This window comes from Paenibacillus sp. 2TAB19 (genome assembly GCF_052115185.1).
GTDB lineage: Bacteria > Bacillota > Bacilli > Paenibacillales > Paenibacillaceae > Pristimantibacillus.
In genome coordinates this window covers 70,748-94,902 of record NZ_JBFRGE010000018.1, presented here as the reverse complement: position 1 = coordinate 94,902, position 24,155 = coordinate 70,748, and the positions used below count along the sequence as shown (strand labels likewise).

General features: G+C 50.1%; 16 protein-coding genes and 1 pseudogene. 14 read left to right on the top strand and 3 right to left on the bottom strand.

Features of this window, described 5'->3' with window-relative positions; genetic code table 11:
- The 6 genes from AB4Z33_RS10840 to AB4Z33_RS10815 all read left to right on the top strand — a co-directional run.
- Positions 1-546 (top strand): aminoglycoside adenylyltransferase domain-containing protein (locus AB4Z33_RS10840; protein WP_442049940.1); only part of this gene is annotated, 546 nt, incomplete at its 5' end.
- Between the two features lie 84 nt (positions 547-630).
- The gene (gene ligD, locus AB4Z33_RS10835; RefSeq protein ID WP_442049939.1) at positions 631-1,899 is read left to right on the top strand and encodes a DNA ligase D; all 1,269 of its coding nucleotides are present in this window, start codon (positions 631-633) and stop codon (positions 1,897-1,899) included.
- 116 nt (positions 1,900-2,015) lie between these two features.
- The gene (locus tag AB4Z33_RS10830; RefSeq protein ID WP_442049938.1) at positions 2,016-3,170 is read left to right on the top strand and encodes a glycoside hydrolase family 88 protein; all 1,155 of its coding nucleotides are present in this window, start codon (positions 2,016-2,018) and stop codon (positions 3,168-3,170) included.
- A 189-nt stretch (positions 3,171-3,359) separates the two neighbouring features.
- Positions 3,360-6,701 (top strand): DUF5107 domain-containing protein, encoded by a 3,342-nt coding sequence (locus tag AB4Z33_RS10825; protein ID WP_442049937.1) that lies wholly within the window; start codon positions 3,360-3,362, stop codon positions 6,699-6,701.
- A 36-nt stretch (positions 6,702-6,737) separates the two neighbouring features.
- Positions 6,738-8,714: a glycoside hydrolase family 2 protein gene (locus AB4Z33_RS10820; RefSeq protein WP_442049936.1), complete on the top strand. Its 1,977-nt coding sequence runs from the start codon at positions 6,738-6,740 to the stop codon at positions 8,712-8,714.
- A gap of 35 nt (positions 8,715-8,749) precedes the next feature.
- A complete protein-coding gene (locus tag AB4Z33_RS10815) occupies positions 8,750-11,062 on the top strand; it encodes a beta-galactosidase (protein ID WP_442049935.1) in 2,313 nt (770 codons plus the stop codon).
- 154 nt (positions 11,063-11,216) lie between these two features.
- Here the strand turns inward: AB4Z33_RS10815 and AB4Z33_RS10810 are convergent, their stop codons facing one another.
- Complete coding sequence (locus tag AB4Z33_RS10810) at positions 11,217-12,161, bottom strand: helix-turn-helix domain-containing protein (RefSeq protein WP_442049934.1); 945 nt, start codon at positions 12,159-12,161, stop codon at positions 11,217-11,219.
- A gap of 113 nt (positions 12,162-12,274) precedes the next feature.
- Between AB4Z33_RS10810 and AB4Z33_RS10805 the strand changes: the two genes are divergently transcribed.
- The 7 genes and pseudogenes from AB4Z33_RS10805 to AB4Z33_RS10775 all read left to right on the top strand — a co-directional run.
- Positions 12,275-13,561, top strand: coding sequence for a cellulase-like family protein (locus AB4Z33_RS10805; RefSeq protein WP_442049933.1), 1,287 nt, complete (start codon positions 12,275-12,277; stop codon positions 13,559-13,561).
- 20 nt (positions 13,562-13,581) lie between these two features.
- Positions 13,582-15,180 (top strand): response regulator, encoded by a 1,599-nt coding sequence (locus tag AB4Z33_RS10800; RefSeq protein WP_442049932.1) that lies wholly within the window; start codon positions 13,582-13,584, stop codon positions 15,178-15,180.
- Complete coding sequence (locus tag AB4Z33_RS10795; protein WP_442049931.1) at positions 15,134-16,969, top strand: sensor histidine kinase; 1,836 nt, start codon at positions 15,134-15,136, stop codon at positions 16,967-16,969. The genes AB4Z33_RS10800 and AB4Z33_RS10795 overlap by 47 nt, the downstream gene beginning before the upstream one ends.
- A 105-nt stretch (positions 16,970-17,074) precedes the next feature.
- A complete protein-coding gene (locus tag AB4Z33_RS10790) occupies positions 17,075-17,989 on the top strand; it encodes an ABC transporter permease (RefSeq protein WP_442049930.1) in 915 nt (304 codons plus the stop codon).
- Positions 17,990-18,021: 32 nt separating this feature from the next.
- Positions 18,022-18,906: a carbohydrate ABC transporter permease gene (locus AB4Z33_RS10785; RefSeq protein WP_442049929.1), complete on the top strand. Its 885-nt coding sequence runs from the start codon at positions 18,022-18,024 to the stop codon at positions 18,904-18,906.
- A 96-nt stretch (positions 18,907-19,002) separates the two neighbouring features.
- Positions 19,003-20,586 (top strand): ABC transporter substrate-binding protein, encoded by a 1,584-nt coding sequence (locus tag AB4Z33_RS10780; protein ID WP_442049928.1) that lies wholly within the window; start codon positions 19,003-19,005, stop codon positions 20,584-20,586.
- 145 nt (positions 20,587-20,731) lie between these two features.
- A pseudogene (locus AB4Z33_RS10775) lies at positions 20,732-21,427 on the top strand (Gfo/Idh/MocA family protein); the annotation flags it as partial.
- Here the strand turns inward: AB4Z33_RS10775 and AB4Z33_RS10770 are convergent.
- Complete coding sequence (locus tag AB4Z33_RS10770; protein ID WP_442049946.1) at positions 21,315-21,974, bottom strand: AraC family ligand binding domain-containing protein; 660 nt, start codon at positions 21,972-21,974, stop codon at positions 21,315-21,317. The pseudogene AB4Z33_RS10775 and the gene AB4Z33_RS10770 sit on opposite strands and share 113 nt — an antisense overlap.
- Positions 21,975-22,170: 196 nt before the next feature.
- On the opposite strand from AB4Z33_RS10770, the gene AB4Z33_RS10765 reads away from it, so the two are divergent.
- A complete protein-coding gene (locus AB4Z33_RS10765) occupies positions 22,171-23,109 on the top strand; it encodes a hypothetical protein (RefSeq protein WP_442049927.1) in 939 nt (312 codons plus the stop codon).
- A gap of 74 nt (positions 23,110-23,183) precedes the next feature.
- Here the strand turns inward: AB4Z33_RS10765 and AB4Z33_RS10760 are convergent, their stop codons facing one another.
- Positions 23,184-24,095: an aldo/keto reductase gene (locus tag AB4Z33_RS10760; protein WP_442049926.1), complete on the bottom strand. Its 912-nt coding sequence runs from the start codon at positions 24,093-24,095 to the stop codon at positions 23,184-23,186.
- Positions 24,096-24,155: the final 60 nt, after the last annotated feature.

The following is a 24,155-nucleotide window of genomic DNA, read 5'->3' as shown; positions in this document are numbered from 1 at the left end:
GATCTAGGAAAACCACACGCTGATAGTGCTCCTTTATTAACCTACTATAATAAACAAGTGCATTCAAACGGTTATGGTTCCGATATCAATCCAATTACGTGGTGGGTTCTCAAAAATCATGGCATTAAGATGTATGGTTCGGACCAATCCTTTCATTATGATATAGCGACAGAAAATTTGGTCAGATACGTAATTGATAATTTAAATACGTATTGGATTAGCTGGATCGATCGATTAGACGAGATTTCGATTACGCAGTTGGATGAGGCCGTTGAATGGTGTACGCTTGGCATGCTTCGGCAGCTCTATACATTGAAAGAGCATCGTATAAAAAGCAAGGTTGAAGCGGGTTATTATGGAATGACAGTTATTCCGCAACAGTGGCATGGGCTGCTACACGAAGCCATCAACATAAAGCGCGGTATTCCCGATCGTTATTATCATTCGAATGAACAGCGCTTGGCCGACCTTGCGGCATTGCTTCGTTATATTCATCTAGAAGCGAATCGTGTCTTTGAAGATTGGAATGATTTGTCGCATGAATGAAAAATGTATAAATTTTGCTGTCGATGGGGATCTACTATACGTACATGGATGACTAAAACCTACTAGTCTATTAAGGAGTCGCGTATGGCAGTTGACAGGAGCAAGGCATCATTATTTCTTAAATCGAACGGACCGTATAGCGGTCTGTTTTTTATTGCCGGGTATGATGAAACGAATCAAAGCTTTATGGCAGCGCTGCAAGAGAACACGAATATTGTTGAAGTTGGATCATTCAGTTACGGACTTCGTCCAGAGGAGAAACAAACGCTTATTCAGACGATTATGGCGAACCGGATCGACGCGGGGAATAGCGGTGTGATTCGGATAAAGCCAAGCATTTGCGTTGAGCTGCAGTTTGAGTCGATGCTGAACGATCGGTTGACGCTGCCGATCTTCCGCGAATTTCGCCTATCCGCCGACTGGACCGAATGCACATGGAACAAGCTCATTATTGATAACGCTGCCGTTCATGGCGAAGTGAAGCTAACCAATCCTGCCAAGTGGTTATGGCCTGATGCTCGCATCGACAAAGAAGAGTATGTCGCTTATTTGGTTCGGATTTCTCCTTTGATGCTGCCTTTCTTGCGCAATCGGACACTAACGACGATTCGGTATCCTCATGGGGTGCCTGGGGAATCTTTTTATCAGAAAAATCGTCCGGATTACGCCCCAGACTTTGTCCGAAGCCATGTCGAAGGTGACATCGATTATATCGTATGCGATGATCTCGCAACGCTGTTGTGGCTGGGCAATCAAGCTGCGATCGAATTCCACATTCCCTTTCATACGATCGGAACGGAGCATCCCATCGATATTGTGTTCGATCTGGACCCGCCCAGCAAGGATAAGCTATCGCTTGCCGTGAAAGCGGCCTTAGAGATGAAAGCGGTATTCGATGGTTTCGGTATCGTAAGCTACCCTAAATTAACGGGTGGCAAAGGGATGCAGATCCATATCCCGCTTGGCCCACGTTCTGGTCTAACTTATGAGGATACAAGAGTGTTTACGCAGTTTGTTGCGCAGTATGTTACGGAGAAGCACGCGACAGACTTCACGACGGAACGGTTAAAGAAAAACCGCGGAAATCGGCTTTATGTCGATTATGTCCAGCATGCCCCAGGGAAGACGATGGTATGTCCATACTCCCCGAGAGGCAGCATCCAAGCAACGGTGGCAGCGCCAATGTATTGGGATGAGGTGAATGGGCGGCTTAACGCGGAGGCATTCACGCTACGCACCGTGCTGGACAGACTAACGGATAAGGCATGTCCGATGCTTGATTTCTGGAAGCAGGACAATTCTAGTGTGCTGACACAGCTCATTAGGCGGCTAAAAGAAACCGGAGGCTCATAAAAGACCGCAAGAAAACAATATTTTCGGTTAACATACCTACATTATTAGCGGATTTAGGGAGCTATAATGTGCCTATGACAGACAACTATACCTCATAGGAAAGAAGGTTAATCAAAATGTTGGTTCCAACTGAACGACAAGATTGGCTGCAAGAAGTCATCGCTAAAATTACGGCTAAGATGGATTGGGTCAGCGAGAAATCGAAACATAAGATTCCGTACACGACTATTAACGGTACGCATGACGATAGATCGGCGGATAATCCATCCGGTGCGGATGCAGACGGCATCAACTGGTGGACGAATGGTTTTTGGGGCGGCATGATGTGGCTGATGCACCATGAGACGGGCAATGAGAAATACAAGGAAATCGCGCAAATATCCGAAGTGAAGCTCGATCAATGCTTCGAGGATTATTATGGTCTTCATCATGACGTCGGTTTCATGTGGCTGCCAACGAGTGTGGCCAACTACAAAGTAACGCAGAACGCCGATTCCCGCCGAAGAGCGCTTCACGCAGCCAACCTGCTGGCAGGCCGCTTCAATCTGGCGGGAGGATTCATCCGCGCGTGGAACGATCTGAACGAAGGCGATACGAGAGGCTGGGCGATCATCGATTGTATGTTCAACATTCCGTTGCTGTATTGGGCAACAGAGGAAACGGGCGATCCGCGTTTCCAACAGATTGCCATGAGACATGCGGACACGGCAATGACGGCTTTCGTTAGACCGGACGGGTCGGTGAACCATATCGTTGAGTTCGATCCTTTCAATGGCGGTGTCGTTAAGACTTACGGCGGGCAAGGCTACGAAGAGGGTTCGTCCTGGACGAGAGGCCAGACTTGGGCGCTGTACGGCTTCATGATGAGCTATATCCATACCGGCAAAGAGGAATATTTGCATACGGCTAAGCGAATCGCTCACTACTTCATGGCTAATATTCCTGCAGACGGCGTCATTCCGGTTGACTTCAGACAGCCAGCCGAACCGAGGCTGGAGGACGATACGGCTGAGGCGATTGCCGCTTGCGGACTGATTGAGATCGCGAAGGCGGTGGGGCAATATGAGCAAGGTGTCTATCTGGATGCGGCAGTCAAGCTTCTGAAGACGCTCGAATCACGTATCGACTGGACGGAGGCATCGGATAGTTTGGTGCAGAAGGGTTCAGCGGCTTATTACGCCAAAGCGCATCACGAGCCGATTATTTACGGAGACTATTATTTCATGGAAGCGATCTTTAAGCTGAAGGGCAATGACTTGTATTTGTGGTAATGCACATCATGAAATAATAGTCATACATGTAGACGACACTCCGGAGTGTCGTCTTTTTTTCTGTTCAAAATCAAAATATAATCCATCACATTCCGAATATGGTGAATGGTTCGATGCCTCGTTATCCTGTAAAGTTATAGGTATTGAAAGTCAATCATTCAGCTGAAATGCTTATAGGGAGTGAGTTTTATGAGTCAGGAAACGGTGAATTGCCGCGTATGGGAAGAAGTCGTCGAAATACCGACTTACGGAGTTGGTAAACCCGATAAAAATCCAATGTTTCTAGAGAAACGAGTCTATCAAGGAAGCTCTGGACGCGTATATCCGCATCCAGTCATCGATAAGATCGAAGATGAGAAGCAGCTCAAGCCATATAAGATTGTCGTATTGGAAAACGAATATTTGCGAATTGAGATTATGCCGGAAATCGGCGGCAGAATTTATCGGGCTGTCGATAAGACGAACGCATACGACTTCGTGTATTACAATCAGGTTATCAAACCTGCGCTTGTAGGCCTTGCGGGACCTTGGATCTCCGGCGGCATCGAGTTTAACTGGCCGCAGCATCATCGTCCGAATACGTTCGGACCGGTGGAATACAAGATGACCGAAAATGAGGACGGCAGCGCAACCGTATGGGTGAGCGAAATTGACCGTATGTACGGCACGAAAGTGACGGCTGGCTTTACGCTTCATCCGGGTAAGGCTTATTTGGAAATTCATGCCCAGCTGTACAACCGGACGCAAGAACCGCAAACCTTCCTTTGGTGGGCTAACCCGGCTGTAGCCGTGAACGATCATACCCAGTCGGTATTCCCTCCAGACGTTCACGCGGTCTTCGACCATGGCAAACGTGACGTTTCCAAGTTTCCGATCGCTACGGGCACGTATTACAAAATGGATTATTCGGAAGGCGTCGATATTTCGCGGTATAAGAACATTCCCGTTCCTACTTCTTATATGGCCTACAAGTCGGATTACAATTTCGTAGGCGGCTACGATCATTCCGTGCAGGCGGGCTTGCTGCATGTCGCCAACCATCATATTTCACCCGGCAAGAAACAATGGACGTGGGGGAACGGCGAGTTCGGCCAAGCATGGGATCGAAGCTTGACCGACGAGGACGGACCGTACATCGAGCTCATGACAGGCGTGTATACCGACAATCAGCCTGACTTTACATGGCTTCAGGCGTTTGAAGAGAAATCGTTCAAGCAATATTTTATGCCTTACAAAAATATCGGGGTTGTCAAAAACGCGACAATAGACGCGGCGGTCAATCTGGAGATAGACGCGGCAACCGGAATAGTTACCATTCAAGCTTACACGACGTCCTCTATTGAAGGGGTGACGATTGAGCTTGTCAGCCGGAATCGAAATTACGTTAAGGAATCGGCAGATTTGTCGCCGAGCAGCACGTTTACGGCAACGGTTCCGCTGCACGCGGACGACGAGGAGCATGACCTCAGGCTGACGGTGAAGGATGCTTCAGGCAAGTTATTGGTCGGCTATCAACCGAAGAAACAACAAATCGAGGATATTCCAGAAGCGGCGAAGCCATTGTCTGAGCCGAAGGATATTCGGACGAATGAGCAGCTTTATTTGGCCGGTCTACATTTGGAACAATACCGTCACGCCACATTCGAACCGGAAGCCTATTACTTGGAGGGCTTGAAGCGAGACGAATCGGATATTCGAATCAATGTCGCGTACGGTACGCTGCTGCTCCGTAGGGGATTGTTCGCGAAGAGCGAAGAGCATTTCCGTAAGGCAGTTTCAAGCCTGACCTGGCGCAACCCGAATCCTTATGACAGTGAAGCGTATTATCAGCTTGGCGTGTCGCTCAAGGAACAAGGGCGCTTGAAGGAAGCGTTCGCCGCATTTTACAAAGCGGTGTGGTCAGCTGCTTGGCAAGATAGCGGATACTTCTCGCTGGCCCAGATCGCCGCGGAGAATGGTTCGTACGAAGAAGCGCTCGAGCTGGTCGACCGTTCCTTGGTTCGGAACGCGCGCCATTACAAGGCAAGGGATCTTAGATCGGCACTGCTGAGACGTCTTGGCCGATTGGACGAAGCGAAGGCTTCCGCAGTGGAAACGATTGGGCTCGATATCGCCGACTTCGGCGCTTATCATGAATGGTTCCTAGTTAGCAGACTTGCAGGAGATCTGAAGGGTGCCGATCATGCGCTTCGCGAGCTGTCCGCGCTCTTGCGCAATGATCCGCATAACTATATTGCGCTGGCTTCCGATTACGCTGGGGCAGGACTTTATGAAGAAGCGATAGAGGTATTGCATTTAGTCGCGCCTGATGAACAAGCAAACGCATACCCAATGATTCATTATGCGCTAAGCTACTGTTACGCTAAAATCGGGAAAAACGACCTTGCATGGAAGCACTTGAACGCGGGCGAGACCGTTTCACCCGAATATTGTTTCCCGAATACGCTGTTCGACCTTACGGTATTGGAATTCGCCGTTCGTCTTCAGCCGGACTCGGCAAAAGCTCGTTATTTCCTAGGAAATTGGTACTACGACAAGAAACGCCCTGAAGATGCGATCGAACAGTGGGAAGCATCCGTAGCCATTGATTCTTCGTTCTCTGTTGTACAGCGGAACCTCGCGCTTGCCTATTATAACAAGCAAGGCGAGCCGGAGAAGGCCAGAGTCTCGTTAGAAGCGGCATTCGCATGCGACAAGAAAGATGCTAGGGTGTTCTACGAATTGGATCAGCTGTATAAGAAGATTCAGGTGTCGCCAGAGGAAAGGCTTGCTAAGCTGAAGCTGGAGAACCGGTTGGTTGAAGCTCGCGATGATTTGTATATCGAATTCGTGTCGCTTCACAATACGCTGGGCTTCTATGAGGAGGCAGCGGAGCTGCTCGCAGCGCGCCAGTTCCACCCTTGGGAGGGCGGCGAAGGCAAGACGCTTGGTCAATATATCCAAGCTCATGTCGAGCTGGCGAAGCTGGCGCTCGGAGAGAAACAGTTCGCAGAGGCGGAACGGATACTGCGCAAGGCGCTTGAAAATCCGGTTAATCTAGGCGAAGCGAAGCTTGAAGGCGCGCAGGAAAACAATATCCATTATTATCTTGGCTGCGCGCTTGAGGCGCAAGGACGGCAGAAGGAAGCAATTGCAGCTTTCACAGCCGCGTCGCAAGGGCTCGAAGAGCCGGCGAGCGCCATGTATTATAATGACCAGCCGCCTGAGATGATCTTCTATCAAGGATTGGCGTGGTTAAAGTTGAACAATACGAAAGAAGCAAAGCTGCGCTTCAACAAGTTGATCGATTTTGCCGAGAAGCATATGTTCGATGACGTGAAGATCGATTATTTTGCCGTATCGTTGCCGGATTTCCTTGTATTCGAAGAGAATTTGAACCATAGAAACCGCATCCATTGCCGTTTCATGCTAGGGCTTGGTTTGCTTGGCTTGAATCAGAATAGCGAAGCAGCTCAGGCATTCGATGAGGCGTTGGCGTTGGATCGAAATCATCAAGGTGCAGCTATTCACCGGAAGCTGACGCTTGCTTAACATCGCATCATGAAAAGATAGAAGGAGCGAGTGACGATGTCATACCGTGAAAGTGTCCCGTTAACAGACAATTGGCGTTTCCGCGTTGATCCAGACGGCATTGGATTGCGTAATCATTGGTACGCCGATAAACTCGATTCGGCAAGAGAAGTAAAGATTCCTCATACATGGAATGTGGAGGACGGCTTAGAAGAGTACCGAGGGACGGCATGGTATTCATATCATTTGGCCGTTCCCACTGAGCTGGAAGGGAAGCTGCTTCGGCTGCAGTTCGATGCGATTTATCGGGATGCGACCGTATGGCTGAACGGAATTCGGGTCGGAGAACATAAGCATTCCGGTTATACGACGTTTATCATTGACATTACGGAAGCAGCAAAACCGGGAAACCATAATGTATTAACGGTGTCCGTTAACAACGAGAACAGTGATCAAGCGCTCCCGATGTCGAACAGCTTCGACTGGGCGGACGATGGCGGCATCATTCTTGGTGTATCCTTGATCATAACGGGTGCCGCAGCGATCGATTATGCCAAAATCATCGCGAAGCCGGAATTTGAGGGGGCAAGCGTCACCGCTTCTCGTGGTACGATCAGCGGTCAAATCAAGCTGTGGGATAACGGTCTGCCTTCCGACTTGCTTCCAACCGTTCATGTGAATGTCTTGTATCAGGACAAGCTGATTGCATCGGAAGCCTATCCGGTCCGCATCGAGAATGGCTGCTTTGCTATAAACGAAATAACGATAGATCAGATTAAGTTATGGCATTTCGATCACCCCCATTTGTATACGTTGAAATTGATGCTTGAAGCAGATGGTACGAACACGGATGAACTTTCGATCCCTGTAGGATTCAGGGAAATCAAGAATGAAGGCAGCAGACTTCTGCTGAACCGCGAACCGGTCCGATTAATGGGGGTAGAATGGATGCCGGGCTCGAATCCCCATATCGGAATGGCGGAAACGGTGGAGGACTTTATTCGATCGCTTGAACAAATCAAGAACGCGAACTGCGTCATTACAAGATTTCATTGGCAGCAGGACAGCAAGCTGCTTGACTGGTGCGACCTGAACGGGTTGCTTGTACAGGAGGAAATTCCGCATTGGCAGCAGCCTGATGAGCCTGATGATGCGCTCCTTCCCGTTGCCCTCCAGCATGCGGCGGAGATGATAACGAGACATTTTAATCATCCTTGCATCTACGCATGGGGGATCGGCAATGAAGTGAACGGGCAATCGGCGCAAACCGTCGCTTACATGAACAACCTAAGAACGCATATCGAACGAATGGACAACACGCGGTTTATTAACTATGTGTCTAATTCCATCCATACCGTCCTTTCCAAAGACGCGACGGGCATCGGCGACTTGCTGATGTGGAACGATTATATCGGCACTTGGCATGGAGAGCTGGACGAGTCCGAAGTGATTGACCGAATTAACGCCGCCTATCCGGATAAACCGTTGACGGTAGCGGAGTACGGCTTATGCGAACCGGCATTCGAGGGAGGAGATCCCCGGCGAATTCAAATCTTAATGCAGAAGACGGAAGAGTATCGCAAGCATGACCAAATTGCCGCGCTCATCTTCTTCAGCTTGAACGATTATCGCACGCAGATGGGAGAGGAAGGCGTAGGGCGATTGCGTCAGCGGGTACACGGGACGACGGATGTCTACGGGAAACCGAAGCCGTCTTATCAAGCATTGCGAGAGATCGGAGCGCCGATAACGGTTAAAGTTGAGAGGGCACAGGAGACCGAGGCTATCAGACTCACACTGTCCGTTCGTAATGACATCCCTTCCTATAGCGTTTCAGGTTATATCCTTAAGGTGATGATGGCGGGGGCTGAATGGCAATCGCTATTCATTCCTTCTCTCTCGCCTGGCGAGCAGTGGACAATAGAATGGTATGAGCAAAGTGCTGAGCAAGCGGACAATATCCGTTACGAGATATTCCGTCCTACCGGATTTAAGGTCATAGAGGGAACCCTGTCAGAGGCATTGGAATTATAAAAATAAAACATGGAAATATGGGAGGGAATATAGGTATGGCGACTTATAAGCTGAATTTGGATGTACCGAACAAGGCGATCACACCTGGAAAGCTGGCAAACCGCAACGCCGTGAATCCAAAAGGGGATACCTTCGATTTTACAAACTTTTATATGACATGGAACGGCAAGCCGATCGTGCCGGTCGTCGGCGAGTTCCACTTCTCGCGATTTTCTTACCTGCATTGGGAGGAAGAGCTGCTAAAGATGAGAGCCGGCGGAGTCAATATCATCGCCACGTACGTATTCTGGAACTACCATGAGGAGGAAGAGGGCGTATTCCGCTGGGACGAAAGCCGTAATCTGCGTCATTTTATCGATTTATGCGCCAAGCATGAATTACGCCTCATCCTGCGAATCGGACCGTTCTGTCACGGCGAAGTAAGAAACGGCGGCATACCGGACTGGGTATTCGAGAAACCTCTAGAAATTCGTTCCAACGATGAGCGTTACTTGTTCTTCACAAGACGTCTGTATCGTCAAATTGCTAAGCAAGCGCAAGGCTCGTATTTCGCCGAGGGCGGCCCGGTTATCGGCGTACAGCTCGAGAATGAATACATGCATTGCGGAGCTCCGCTGGATTCATGGGGATATAAGGCTGGCGTGTTCATGTCGTCGGGCAAAGGCGGCAACGAGCATCTGGCCGAGCTTCGCCGGCTTGCCGAGGAGGCGGGTATAAAGCCTGCGTTCTATACGGCTACGGCATGGGGAGGCGCAGCGGTGCCCGAGACGGATACGCTGCCTATGCTTGCCGGATATGCGTATACGCCATGGATACCGAATCAGCCGCCGAGCGGTGAATACATTTACCGCGATTTGCATGTGAAGCCTTCGGAAGCCGTGAATTACGAAACGCAGGACTATCCGGTCGCTTATTGCGAGATGGCAGGCGGTATGCAAGTCAGCTACACGGCAAGACCGAATGTAAGTCCCGAGAGCGTGGAAGCGATGACGCTGGTGAAGCTGGCGAGCGGCAGCAATCTGCTAGGGTATTATATGTATCACGGCGGCTCCAATCCGGTCGGCAAACATGGCTACCTGAATGAATACGGCTTGCCGAAAATCACATACGATTATCAGTCGCCTCTTGGCGAATTCGGCAGGGTTGGCAAATCGTATGATCGCATCCGTTCGCTCGCACTTTTCATGGAAACATTCGGCTCGATCATCGCGCCAATGGGAACGGTTCTTCCCGAGGGACAATCCGACATTCATCCAGAGGACAAGCAATCTCTTCGTTGGTGCGTTCGTCAGAAGGACGGTTCGGGCTTCCTGTTCCTGAACAACTTCCAGGACCATCTGGAGCTGCCCGATCGCGAAGACGTTCGGATTGAGCTGGAGACGCCGAAAGGTAAGGTTTCGTTCCCGCATCAAGGCTCGCTTACGTTGAAACAAGGAGTTAGCACGGTACTTCCATTCCATCTCGAAATGGCCGGCGTACACATTGTATCTGCGACGATACAACCGCTTACCGCTATCGAGAACGGAAATGAGCGCGTGTTAGTCTTCTATGCGCAGGATGGCTTGGAGCCCGAAATCGTATTGAACCGTGCAACGACGGCGCAAGTGTCGCAGCCATCCGCTGTGATTACGCTCGAAACGGATGTCATCGTCGTTAAGCCGCTAGTCGGCAAGCAGCATGCGCTGGAAGTTACTTTGGCCAATGATGAAACCGTTCAAATACTCGTTCTGACAAGAGAAGAAGCGCTTCAGGTTTATAAATTCAAGCTATGGGGCGAAGAGAGGCTGTTCATCAGCGAAAGCCGTCTCTATACGAAAAATGAACGGTTGATGATGACTTCTGAAGGGAAGGAACAGTGGGAGATAAACGTATTTCCTCCAGTACCCGAGGAGGTGTCCGCGGATCATGGCCTATTGTCTACAGGACAGGCGGGGGTGTTCCAGTCGTATCGGATTGAGGTTGAGGCTTACGAGCCGAGCATCCGTATCGAGCATCCGCAGGAGCGAAGCGCAATCGTTGAGATCGATCCGAACTGGCCGAGTCAAGTGTCCGATCTATTCCTGCAAGTGGAATACGACGGGGACGTTGCAGCTGCCTACTTGGACAACCGGCTCATAACGGACCATATTCACTACGGCGAAGTTTGGCCGATCGGCTTGAAGCAGTTCAAGGACGATCTCGAGAACCGTCAGCTCCATCTTGCGATCACGCCGCTGCGCAAAGGAACGGTCCATACGTTCGTGAATCAAGCGTTAGTCGAACGGTTCGAAGGCGTGGAATTGGCCGTATTCCATCAAATACAGCCAGTACCTTATTACGGCGCTGCTCTCTACCGCAAAATAAAATAGCAACCGAACAACAAGAGGGACACCCCTAAAGCCACTAGGCTTATAGGGTGTCCCTTTTATTCTATTAACCGTTCGGCTTTATAAGAAATAGAGATAGTTTGTATACCTATTCAGCTCTATTCGGTCATGCGGCTGTCAGTGGGGGCGAGGCGGCTCAACCTTTTGGTTGATTACGGTATTCGGAAGGAGAGCAGCCGTTCATTTTTTTGAACAGTCTCGAGAAGTAATACGGATCCTTAAAGCCGAGCATCGTGCTTATTTCTTTGATTGAGGCATTCGACAGATCCAGCATCTGTCCAGCCCGTTGTATCTTCATGCGCAAGTAGTAGTCGACTGGCGAATAGCCGGTGGACTGCTTGAACATAAAGTTGAGATGCTGCTTGGATACTTGGACGTGACGCCCGATATCGTCCAGCGTAACGGAAGACTCCAAGTGCTCGCTTAAATATCGGATCGCTTTCTCGATATGGCCCTGCGATTTGCTGTCTTCCCTGCGGGCAGCGATCGAAATGACGAAGCTGAGCAAATAGCGAATCGTTTGCGATACTTCCACGAGATGGACCAGCGAGTATGACTTGGACGATAGCAAATCGTAGCATTGGTGATATAGCTCGAGAAACTTCGTTTCGTCTCTTGCCGGCAGAATGACCAGTGACGGCGACGCTTCAGCATCCAGCAGAAGCAAGAAATCGGCGATCTGCGTTCCGCTTAGGTGAAACCAGTAGATGGTCCATGGATTCTCGTCATCTGCACCGTATGCATGGGGGATGCCAGCCGGAATGAAAATGAACTGCCGTTCCGTGATGCGGATTCGCTCGTTGTCTTTCGTTTGAACCCAGCCTGCTCCGCCGGCGCAATAAATGAAAATGTAGGTGTCGCATCCCGTCGGCCTTTCACGGAAATGATTATGGGCTTGGTGAAAACAGCCAATATCGGTAATATACGCCTCTCTCGTGAGCGGATGGGATTTCACTTCATCGAGAACGTAGTGAGGCAGAACGTACAGCTTCTCCCAATCAAAGCTCGTCGTCATCTGATCCATGATCCACCTGTCCTTCGTTAGACCTCTAGCATCAATAATAAGAATATAATCTATCATTAACAGTGGATTGTCAATTGTTCGGTGCCCAATCCTCCTGTAAGCTTTGAATAGAATGCGATAAGCATACATTTGCTAGATTATTTCTTTTGTTATAAAGGAGCGAAAATCATATGAACGAAATTATGAAACGCCTGCCGCGAAAGCTAACGATAACGATGTGGGATTTCTCGTGGTATACGATGACACTGCCAGGCGAACCGTATAGTGATCTTGCTGCAAGATTCGAAGAGGCCGTAGAAAGAGGCTACAATACGATCCGAATATGCGCGATGCCGTTCATGCTGTTCACGGCGGAGGGGAAGCGGCCCGGTCCGCTGAAGTTCGGCAATCTCGGCGAGGTGGGCCAGCGTACGCGCTGGTATAATTGCCGCGGCGGAGCCGAGCTGGACGGACATGCCCATCTGCTTGAGCTGTTCAAGCAGGCGAAGGCGCATAACTGCTACATTATGTTGTCTTCCTGGGAATATCAGCAAAGCCCGAGTTTCCTTGCTCATCCTGAGCTGCGCGACCAACTGGCCGCCATACCGCCGGAGGAGCGCTTCATGGCAATAGCGTCGTCTATGAATCAACTCATTCGTTATATCAAAGAGGAAGGCTATGGGGGGCAAATCGTATATGCAGAGCTTCATAACGAAGTGGAGTTCGGCCAATTGACCGCCGTCGGAACGAGCCGTGGCATCCCTGAATCGAATACGCCCGAGCTTGTCGAGGCGATGCAGCCTTATATCGAGGAGGCGGTCGGCTATTTGCGGGAGCAGCATCCCGACATCCTGATGACGGCGAGCTATACGCTGAACGAAGCCTACCCGAAAGCATACGTCGCCCGCAATATGCAGGTCGCGCACTATCATTTATATATCAAAGGCGTGCTTAACGAGCTGATGGACGCAGCGGGATTGAATGACGAATCGACGCCGTTTCCGAATCCCTTCGTCAAGTCGCTGTTAAGAGAGGATGCGCCGCCATTTGATCGATGGACTCTCCCTGAAGGACAAGAATGGCGAATGGAAGGCAATCCGGTAGGAGTGAAGCTCATCTATTTGCATGATTGGTCCGATCCTGACCAGTGGGATTTATACTTATACGATCGCTATGGCGCCCATAAGGAAGCGATGCTGCAGAAGACGGATTTCCGTTTCGAGGAAATCCACGATTGGGTGCGGCATTACGATATTCCGATCGTGATCGGCGAAGGCTATGTCGGCTATACGCCGCTTCATGCCGGCTTCGAGGAAGGGCCGGTCGGGAAGTTCATCGCTGAATATGCCCTTCGCAAAGGGATGAAGCTTGGCTTCTGGGGCATGACGTTATGCTCGAACTGTGCGCCTCATCATCCGTTTTGGAGCGATATTGCATGGCAGCGCAAGTGGAATCAGTTTATTTTGGACTCGGAATAACAGCACAGGGGGAACGGCTAATGGAAATGAAGCTTCTCATTATTGACGACGAGGTGCGGACGAGAGAATTTCTTCATCATCGCATTGGATGGGAATCGCTTGGCATAACGATGATCGAGTCGGTCAAAAACGGGATGTTGGCACTGGAGCTGGCGGAGAAATGGCTGCCGGACATCATTCTTTGCGACATTCGCATGCCGAAGATGGACGGCATCGAATTCGCGAGGCGGCTGCGGCTGCTGGATTCGGATGCCAAGCTCATTTTCCTTAGCGGGTTCTCGGACAAAGAATATTTGTTTTCCGCCATCCAATTACAAGCGTTCCAATTCATAGAGAAACCGATTAATCCGGCGCGAATTCTGGAGGTCGTCGGCGATGCCGTCCGTGCCCGCAGGGCGGATGTCGACAAGAAGACGGAGGGACTCCGATTGCAAGCCAGCTTCGACGAGAACCTGCCGATTCTGCGGCGGGAGATGGTACGGAAGCTTGTTACGGAACCGAATTCTCCGCATATACTGCCGGCTCTTATGGATCGCGATACGTTTCTCCTGCCGGCCGATGGGAGCTTCACGGTAGCGGTTGCACCTTTGTTTTGGCGCTTATCGGATATTCCGAAGGAAGCTCGGATCGTGCAGGAGGAGCTGCTTAGCGCCTTGTCCAAAAGCGGAGAAATGCTCGAATGGCGCTCGATCGCCGGCTTTGATTCGCAGAACTGGCTTATTGTCATTATGCCGGGACGATATGGATCCGCTTACACGGCAGGCAGGGAAAGGCTGGAGCAGCTGATGGATCTGCTTAGACGCTGTCTCGGTCCCGATATTTCCTTCCTTATGGGCGTCGGACAACCGGCACTGCAGTTGCTCGATATCCCGCATGCTTACCGCACGGCGGTTGATGCGGGCAATTTGCAATTTTACAGGCCTTATGGCGAGATCGCCTTTCCTTCGGAGGAGCGGCTGAACGAGCCGCTGGATACGGATTGGGATGAGCTGAAGAGGTTTCGCGAAGCGGTTCGCAAGGGCGATGCTGCCGAGGCAGGCCGCATTATTAAGGGACTGACTGAGAGAGCGAGGCAACGCAAGGATCTGGACATTATACGGGTGAAGGACGTATACTTCCAATTTCTTCTTATCGTACTGGAGATCGCGCTTCAGCAGGGACTGACCGACAAGGAGGAAGGCGGGGAAAGCCGCTATATTTGGAAGGAAATCGACGTTATACCGGATCTGGACCGACTCCATCAATACGTGCTCTCTTTCCTTGACCTGTTCGATCGGGACGAGGGTACGGGCAGCGCAGGGAAGATGAGAGAGATCGTCAAGTTCATTCATGCCAACTATCAGGAGAAGGGCTTCGGTATTCAGATGATTGCCGATCACGTTGGATTAAGCGAAACGTATTTATGCTCCTTCTTTAAGAAACAAAGCGGTCAGACAATCAAGGAATTTATGACGGGAGTACGGGTAGAGAAAGCGATGGAGCTTCTCGCCGATCAGGAGCTGAAGCTCTACGCGATCGCGCAGGCTGTTGGCTTCTCCGATCCGAACTATTTTACGACCTTCTTCAAAAAATATGCCGGCTGTACGCCAACCGAATACCGTGAAAGGCTGGGACATTGAGATGACGAGGCTGATGCGTCTATGGTCGGATCTGGGCATTCGTTACAAGCTGTTCGCAGCCGTTCTGTTCGCGGTATTCGTTCCGTTTATACTGCTGCTCTACATTCATCTAAGCATGAGCGCCAAAGAAAGCAAGGCGCAGGCCGATATATCAGCAATCAAGACAATGGACGAAACGAAGTCCTACCTCGAGTACAAAGCCAATTCGATTCATGAGGTGCTGAATTTTATTTCCTTCAACGATCTGATTCAGCGCGAAGCGGGCAAAACGACAGGCTACGCAGACGTCAACGAATGGTCGATGGATGCGAACCGCGTCGATAGGGTGCTGCATCAATTCCCATACAATCAGGATATAGAGAACGTGCGGCTTTACTTGCAGGCGGGGCTTGCCGGCGAGCCCGGGAACGACGACTACTTGAGGATGGATCATATTGCCGATCGGGTGTGGCTTCGGAAGTTCAAGGAATCGAGACAGTATTTCTCATGGGTGCCCGCATCGGTATTGGATCGGGAAGCCGATGACAATCGAATCGTAATTATGCGCAAAATTCCGGAGGAGCACAGCGTCATCAGCTTCTCCGGTCTTGCCAGCGCCCAAATTCATGTATCCTCCCTTCGAAGCGTGCTCGATCACGCGAAATTGACTCCTCATACTTCTGCTTTTCTATTCAACGAACGAGGCGATTTGTTAAGCGCAAGCACGGAAGCGAATTTAAAGGCAGAGGATGTTTTACGAATCATAAGCGATAACAAAAGCATCGGAGAAGACACGTATCGATGGGGCGAACGTGTCAGCTATCAGGGCAAAGAACTGCTAATAGGCGCTACATCCGTACAAAATACGGCGATGAGGCTAGTCGTTGTCGTACCGGAAGCGGATATATTGGCGACGATCTATCATTCCCGCAACCGTCTCCTATCGATCTTTCTGATCGTTATTCCGTTCGTCCTGCCATTATCGTTTTTTGTCGCAGGCTCGTCTACCCGCAGGATGAGGCAGTTAAGCCGCCATATGCGGAAGATCAAGGACGGCAACTTCCATGCGGCGCAGCTTCCCGAAGGTCGAGACGAAATCGGGGAATTGATTCAAACCTACAACACGATGGTGCAAAATATCGGCAAGCTGATGGACGAGACGTATCAGCTGGGCCGCGAAGTGAAGAACAAGGAGCTTAAAGCGCTTCAGGCGCAAATCAATCCTCATTTCTTATATAACACGCTGGATTTGATCAATATTATGGCGATCGAAAGCGAAGAAAAGGATATTTCCAGCGTCGTCGAGGAGCTGGCGGTGTTCTATAAGCTGAGCCTCTCCAACGGACGTGAAAAGATTACGCTCGGCAATGAAATGAAGCATGTCGAGGCTTACGTTCACATCCAAAATATGCGTTTCGGCGGAGGCATTCAGTTAATTGTGGATTTGCCTGAGTCGCTTAAGGAATGCGAAGTGCCAAAGATCATCCTTCAGCCGCTCGTGGAGAACTCAATTCTTCACGGCATTCGCGAGAAAGATTCGGAGAACGGGATCATTAAGATTCAAGCGGAAGCCAAGGACGGATTTTTACAGCTGCATATCCGTGATGATGGCATCGGAATGGACGAGACGCGAATGGCAGGAGCTCTTGCGGGCAAGAGCAGCAAGCATACCGGCGGCTTCGGCGTGCGCAATATTCAGGAGCGTATCGCCTTGTTGTTCGGAAGCGACTGCGGGCTTAGCTTCGCCAGCACAATCGGAGAGGGGACGACCGTCACGATCAGATTGCCGCTTGCGAAGACCAGCTTGTAGCAGCGCAGATTTTCGAAGATGATCGTAACTTTGTCCCGTAGGTTTCACATTCGCAGGGCGGTAAACTTAAGCCATAGCTGATAGAAACTTACGGATGGTGATTGCATGAAACAAGTTTTTGGAGAATTCCGAAGGCATTGGCCGCTATACACGATGTTCATTCCGATAGCGGTTTATTTTTTGATATTCGCTTACGCGCCTATGGCGGGCATTGTGATGGCTTTCAAAGATTTTAACTACCGCGAGGGCATATTCGGAAGCCCCTGGAACGGTTTTGAGAACTTTGAGTACTTCTTTGTTTCGGGCAAAGCGTGGATCGTTACCCGCAACACGATTTTGTACAACGTTGCTTTTCTCGGGCTGTACACGTTGTTTTCAATCGTAACGGCTATATTGCTCTCTGAAGTTGCAAAGAAGTTATTTAAGAAAATATCGCAAACGATGTTGTTCCTTCCTTATTTCATCTCCTGGGTAACCGTATCGGCATTCGTATACAACTTTCTGAACTACGAATACGGCATTGTTAACGTTTTGTTCAGGAAGTTCGGCCTGGATGCCATCGATATTTACTCGACGTCCTGGTATTGGTTCATCCTGCTGCCCTTACTGTATGTATGGAAGTGGGTAGGCTACGGCAGTATTCTTTATTTGGCGGCAATTGTAGGTATCGATCAAGAAGTATACGAGGCAGCTACGATCGACGGCGCTTCGCGATGGCAGAAAATAACGAGAATTACGATTCCGCTGCTCAAGCCAACGATGATTATTCTGATCCTGCTAGGGCTTGGCCGCATTATGCGGGGCGAATTCGATATGTTCTACCAGTTGATCGGGAACAACGGCTCGCTGATGGACGCAACGGATATTATCGATACGCTTGTCTTCCGCTCGCTAGTGAATACGCAGGATTTCGGCATGGCCTCATCCGTCGGCTTCTATCAGTCGGTTCTTACGCTGATCATTATATTAACGGCGAACTATCTCGTCAGACGGTATGACAAAGACCAAGCGTTATTCTAAGCAAAGCTATCCTAGACAAGCGGGTGATAAAAATGGAAACGAATAAGCTCAATTCTTCGCCGGTGTTTTCCTCGATTGCTTACATCGTTATCGGCGTCATTTCATTAATAACCTTTATTCCTTTCGTCGTTCTCATAGCGGGTTCGTTCTCCGCCGAGAGTACGGTTCTGAAAGAAGGCTTTTGGTTCTGGCCGCGTGACTTCTCGCTGGATGCGTACGCCTTCATCTTCCGGTATCCTGCGGAGGTACTCTCCGCTTACCGTGTTTCGATCATGATTACAGTCATCGGAACGGCAATTGGCCTCCTGTTCTCCACGATGGCAGCTTACGTGCTGTATCGCAAAGAAGTAAAGTATCGCAATGCGCTGGCCTTCTTCCTGTTCTTCACGACGCTGTTCAACGGGGGACTTGCTCCGTTCTACATTCTCGTAACGAAGTATTTGGAGCTAAAGAACACAATGGGCGTTTTGATCCTTCTTCCGATGTTCAATGTGATGTTCGTCCTTATTCTACGCAGCTTTATTCGCGGATCGATACCGGAACCGCTAATCGAGTCAGCTAAGATCGACGGAGCGGGAGAGTACAGGATCTTCTTCCAGATGGTGCTTCCGCTGTCGAAGCCGGCGCTTGCCTCCATTGGGCTGTTCACGGCACTGGCGTATTGGAACGATTGGTGGACGGCCATGATGTTTGTGGACAAGGATCAACTTATTCCATTGCAATACATGCTATACAAAATGCTGTCCTCGGTGAACATGTCCTCTCAGATGGCGCAATATGCCGGGGCGGTCGACCAGCCGAAGGAAACGTTCAAGCTGGCCATGACGGTTATCGCAACAGGCCCGATTCTGCTCGTATTCCCGTTCGTGCAGAAGTATTTCGTCAAAGGCGTAACGATCGGTGCCGTGAAGGGCTAAACCATCGGCAACGTGAGAGACCAGTTTCGTTCGGTATGAATCCGTTACGCGGATTGATATAGCTTGCCAAACAACTTTCAAGGGGGAAATAAGAAAGTGAAGAAAAAGCTGAATTTAGGAATATTGACGCTGATGATGGTTGCGCTCTTGCTGTCGGCTTGCTCCGGCAACAATGGCAATAACGCTCCAGCGACGAGCGACAATGCGGGAGGCAATGAAGCAGCAAGCGGCATCGACAATTCGAAGGAAGTTAAGCTTAGCATGTACCTGCTCGGCGATGCTCCGAAAGGGATGCCTGAAGTGCTGACGGAGCTGAACAAGAAGATGAAAGAAGATATTAACGCGACGCTTGATGTTAATTATATCGGATGGGGCGAGGTGCAGTCGAAGTATCCGCTCGTGCTCGCTTCGGGCGAAGACGTGGACATTATTTTTGCAGCCGATTGGAACTTCTATGTACAGGAAGCAATGAAAGGCGCTTATATGGAGCTTAATACGGAGCTGCTTAACAAATATATGCCTCAGCATATGGCGAAGCTGGACCCGCTTGCGCTGAAGGCGGCGGAAATCAACGGCATTCCGTATATGGTTCCTACCGCCACCCCTGACCGCAAAGCGTCGGTCGCGCTGATCCGCCGCGACTTGCGCGAGAAATACGGCATAGCCGAGGTGACGAAGCTTTCCGAACTTGGACCTTATTTGGAAGCGATCAAGAAAAACGAACCGGATATGATTCCGCTTAACTTGGACAGCCAATTCGATCTGCCAACGCCGTTCCTGTACTTGACGAACGAGAAGATGGCGTATACGCAGCCGCTTGATTCGGGCAATCCGATGGCACAAGGCATCGCTTATGATTATGAAGATACGTCAGGTGCCGTATTTACAACGGTCGAGGAGCCATTCTTGAGCGCGGGCAAGTTCGCAGCGAACATCATGAAGGATTGGTACGACAAAGGTTACGTGAACAAAAATCCGTATGCAAACAAGACGCGCTCCAAAGACAACTTCTGCGAAGGCCTGTCCGGCGTTGCGTTCGGCAACTCGCTTGACGTAGCAAGCGTAACCGAAACGTGCGCGGCTAAAGGCATCGAAGTTGATATCATTACAGCGGTGTCTCCGCAAGGACATGCGCCGCAGAACACATGGCTCAACAATGGTCTAGCGGTAGCTGCCAACTCCGACAATCCGGAACGCGCCCTTCAGGCGATGGATTTGATCATGCATGATCCGGAGTATGTATACTTGACTACCTTCGGCATCGAGGGCAAAAACTATGTCATTACGGAAGACGACAAAATTGCTTTGCCTGAAGGCGTTACGTCTGAGAACAATACGTTCCCTGCCGATTCCAGCGGCTTCTGGTTCGTCAACAAAGATCTGATCAAGCCGATGGCTAACTGGCCGCAATCATATATCGATCACCGAAATACGGTCGGCGAGAAGCTGAAGCCGCTGCTGTATGCAGGCTTTACCTTCAATAGCGAGAACGTGAAGGCACAGATCGCGAATATCGCCAACGTATCGACGCAATACGGCAGTCCGCTCTTCATCGGCGCGGTGAAAAATGTCGATGAGGCTTACGTGCAACTGACCGAGAAGCTGAATGCAGCCGGCATCGATAAAGTGAAAGCGGAAGTCGAGAAGCAGGCGCAGGAATACTTGAAAACCATTCAATAGCTAATAGACAGTCCCGGAGCAGCCGATGCAGCTCACGGGATTGTCTGCATTCCTCCGCAAAGTAGCGGTATTTTTACGCAATATGAAGTCACAATTCGGGCGGTGTCCTTGTTACGATATAAGCATCAAATCCATTGGAGGTTAATATGAAGACAAAGCATGGGCCCAAATCGAGAAGTTCGGGCTTGAGGCCAAAGGCTATAAAAACTATCAGGATTTGCTGGCGGAAGATATTGATCTCGTATCCATCTGTACGCCTCCTTACACGCATGCTTCTCTGGCGGTCGATTATATGGAAGCGAATAAGCACGTGCTCGTAGAAAAACCGATGGCCTCCTCCTTGGAGGAATGCGATGTAATGAATGATGCTGCCCGCAGAACCGGGAAAATATTGTCCGTCGTTGCGCAAAACCGTTTCAGAACGCCGATGATGAAATTAAAATCGGTTCTCGACAGCAAGCTGATGGGCGAAATCGTGCATGTTCAAGTAGACTCTTTCTGGTGGCGCGGTCATTGCTATTATGATTTGTGGTGGAGAGGCACTTGGGAGAAAGAGGGCGGAGGGCCGACGCTAAACCATGCCGTACATCATATCGACGCGATGCTTTGGATGAACGGCAGGCCGAATCAAGTGCAAGCTTTCATGAGCAACGTATCCCATGACAATGCCGAAGTAGAGGATCTGTCAATCGGTATGCTCAAGTTCGATAACGGGGCTTTGGGGCAAATTACGAGCTCCGTCGTCCACCATGGCGAAGAACAGCAGTTGATATTCCAAGGAGCCAAAGCCAGAGTGTCCGTCCCTTGGAAAGTAACGGCGTCGACTTCGCTCTCCAATGGATTATCGTGCTGCCCGTGCAATCCTTGAATAAATGAGACAAGTGATGCGGAGATAGGTGCAAATCCGTGCTCATCTTCTCCAGCCACTCCATGATCTTCTCGGCTTGGTGCGGTTGACGGGTTTGCGGCTCCGCCTGCGAATCCAAGCGCCGGCTCTCGTACAGAGTTCTGAAGGTACGGAAAAAAGCGATCAGGAAAAGAGAGAACTCCTCGAGATATTGATCCTTGGACAAGCTCTTTATCGATTCTTGCAGACTTAGCAAAATATGCGATAGCCGCTCCATCTCCTTAGGTTCGTAATACCCGGGAGTGGGCGGCTTTCCTTTGTGAAATTGCTTTAAGAAAGCATGTAGAGCAGGCCAATTCTCAAAGAAGGCTTCATATCGCGACGGCTCGAATTGAATGACGGAGCGTACGAAGGGCGTATTTTCTCCAATTACCGTTTGCACATGATGCAATTGGAAGGGCTGGAATACGCAGATCATGCCGGGCTTAATCTCGTAATTCCGCTGATTGACGATAATCGAGCCCTGGCCTTCATGGATCATCAAAATTTCGACTTCTAGATGGGCATGAAATACGCCTTGGTATTGTTCTTCGTAGCTGCTTTTGCGTTCATATGAAAAGTACAATGGCGCCATGCGCAGATCGGTTCTCACTCGGATATCTCTCCTGTGCCGCAATAAATTGTTCTATTTATAGTTTATGTTTATTATTTCAAAAAACAAGAGGCGAGGAATCACTATGACCACTACATGGAGCGAATACATAGAACAAGGCTATACGTGCTTAATCGGTGACAACGAACGGATAATCGTTCGTATCGTTCCGGAACGGGGAGGCAAAATCATCTCACTCGAGGATAAGCGCTCCGGCAAGGATTGGATTCATCATACGGATCGTCCCTGGGAGGAGCTTCGTTATGGCATGTCCTGGGGCGAAGGGGATCGGGGGGGATGGGACGAGATGTTCCCGACTATACTAGCTTGTCCCTGTCCTAACGAGCCTTGGACGGAGAAGCAATTTCCAGATCACGGCGAAGTATGGTGTATGCCATGGAACCTAGAATTTGATGGCGATCGGCTAATTCTGTCTGTCGAGGGCGTTCAAGTGCCCTATCGGCTGACGAAGACAATCGCGCTTGATGGCAATGAGCTGAAGATCGATTACCGGCTAGATAATACTACGCCGCATGTGTTCTCTTATTTGTGGGCAGCCCATCCACTATTAGCCGTTAGTCCCGGCATGAAGCTAGATACCGAGCCATCCAGCGGCAATATTCAGATCTCATACTCTCATCTTGATAGAATCGGTAAACAACTGGACGTGACGAGCTTTCCTATAGCTTCGACAAATAACGGAGCTGAAGTTAACCTGTCCGTTATGGAGGACGGCTCAACCTTGGCGGCGGAGAAATATTATTTCACGGATGCTTTGCAGGACGGATACGCAAGCTTGGCGGATCCAGTCACAGGCGATCGCATTACATTCCGCTTCTCTACGGAGGAAAATCCTTATTTGGCCATATGGGCCAACTACGGCGGCTTCGACGATTACACGTTCGCCATCGAGCCTGCTTCCGGCTATATGGACAGCGTTGATTATGCGCATCGAATCGGCAAAGTAAAGCAAGTACAAGGATATTCGACGAACCATTGGACGCTTAGTGTAGCGTTGGATTAATAGGGATTGCCTATTAAAAAAGCTCATTCCACATGGCCCATGTTGGCCTAGGAATGAGCTATTTGGGTTGTTGCTTACGCGATGGTTAATGCTTTGCGTCCGATCGCATCAAGACGCTTCTTCGCTTCCTCATACACATCGTCAGGCAATGGCCCCATCTCGGCATAGCGAATATTTTCCGCCAAATGATTAGGATTCTTCGTTCCGACGATCGTCGTCGTCATGGACGGATGAGACAAGGTGAAACGAAGCAAGAAGCCCGTTCGCTGTTCGCCATGCTCAAGCAGTTCGTCAAGCTTTGCCTCCTCCCATGCGCTCCAACGGTCTGTCGATCCGCGCCCGACTCCCGGCTCGACTTGGCCAACGCCGCCTCGGACGATGATTCCAGCTCCGGTGCCGGCAGCTTTCGTTACCCAATCTTCATGCTCTCTTTCCAAGGCTGAGTAGGGAAGCTGGAACGTATCGAATGCGTCCCATTCGACAAACGGGGGCAGGTTGGGGAGATAGGAGGACACGCCGATATAACGAACCTTGCCGCTTGCTTGAATTTCCTTCAGAACATCGACCAGTTGGCCTTCCTCGGCCTGCTGCGGTGTTGGGCCATGCAGTTGGAGGAGGTCAATATAATCCGTTTTCATTCTTGTCAAACTCGTGTCTATATTATGCAGCAGGTTGTCGCGCGTCCAAATATGAGAGGTTTCGTCATGGTCGCCGCGATCGGTGACGCAGCAGCCGCATTTCGTGGCGAGAATGTATTCATCACGGCGATGGCTGATGAAACGGCCGATTAATTCCTCGCTTCTACCATAGTCGTAAGAGGTATCGATGAAGTTGATGCCTAAGTCCAGTACGGCATTCAAGATGCGCTCCGCGTCAGTATCCTCGAAAGGCCTTCCGCTCCATACGCGTGGACCTCGAATTTCCATAGCGCCGTAGCTAAGTTTCGTTACCGGCAGTCCTGTCCGGCCAAGTAGAGCTTTCTCCATTGTCGTATACGCAGCTCCTTTTCTTCCAAATATAAGAAAGATAAGTTCGTTTTATCACAA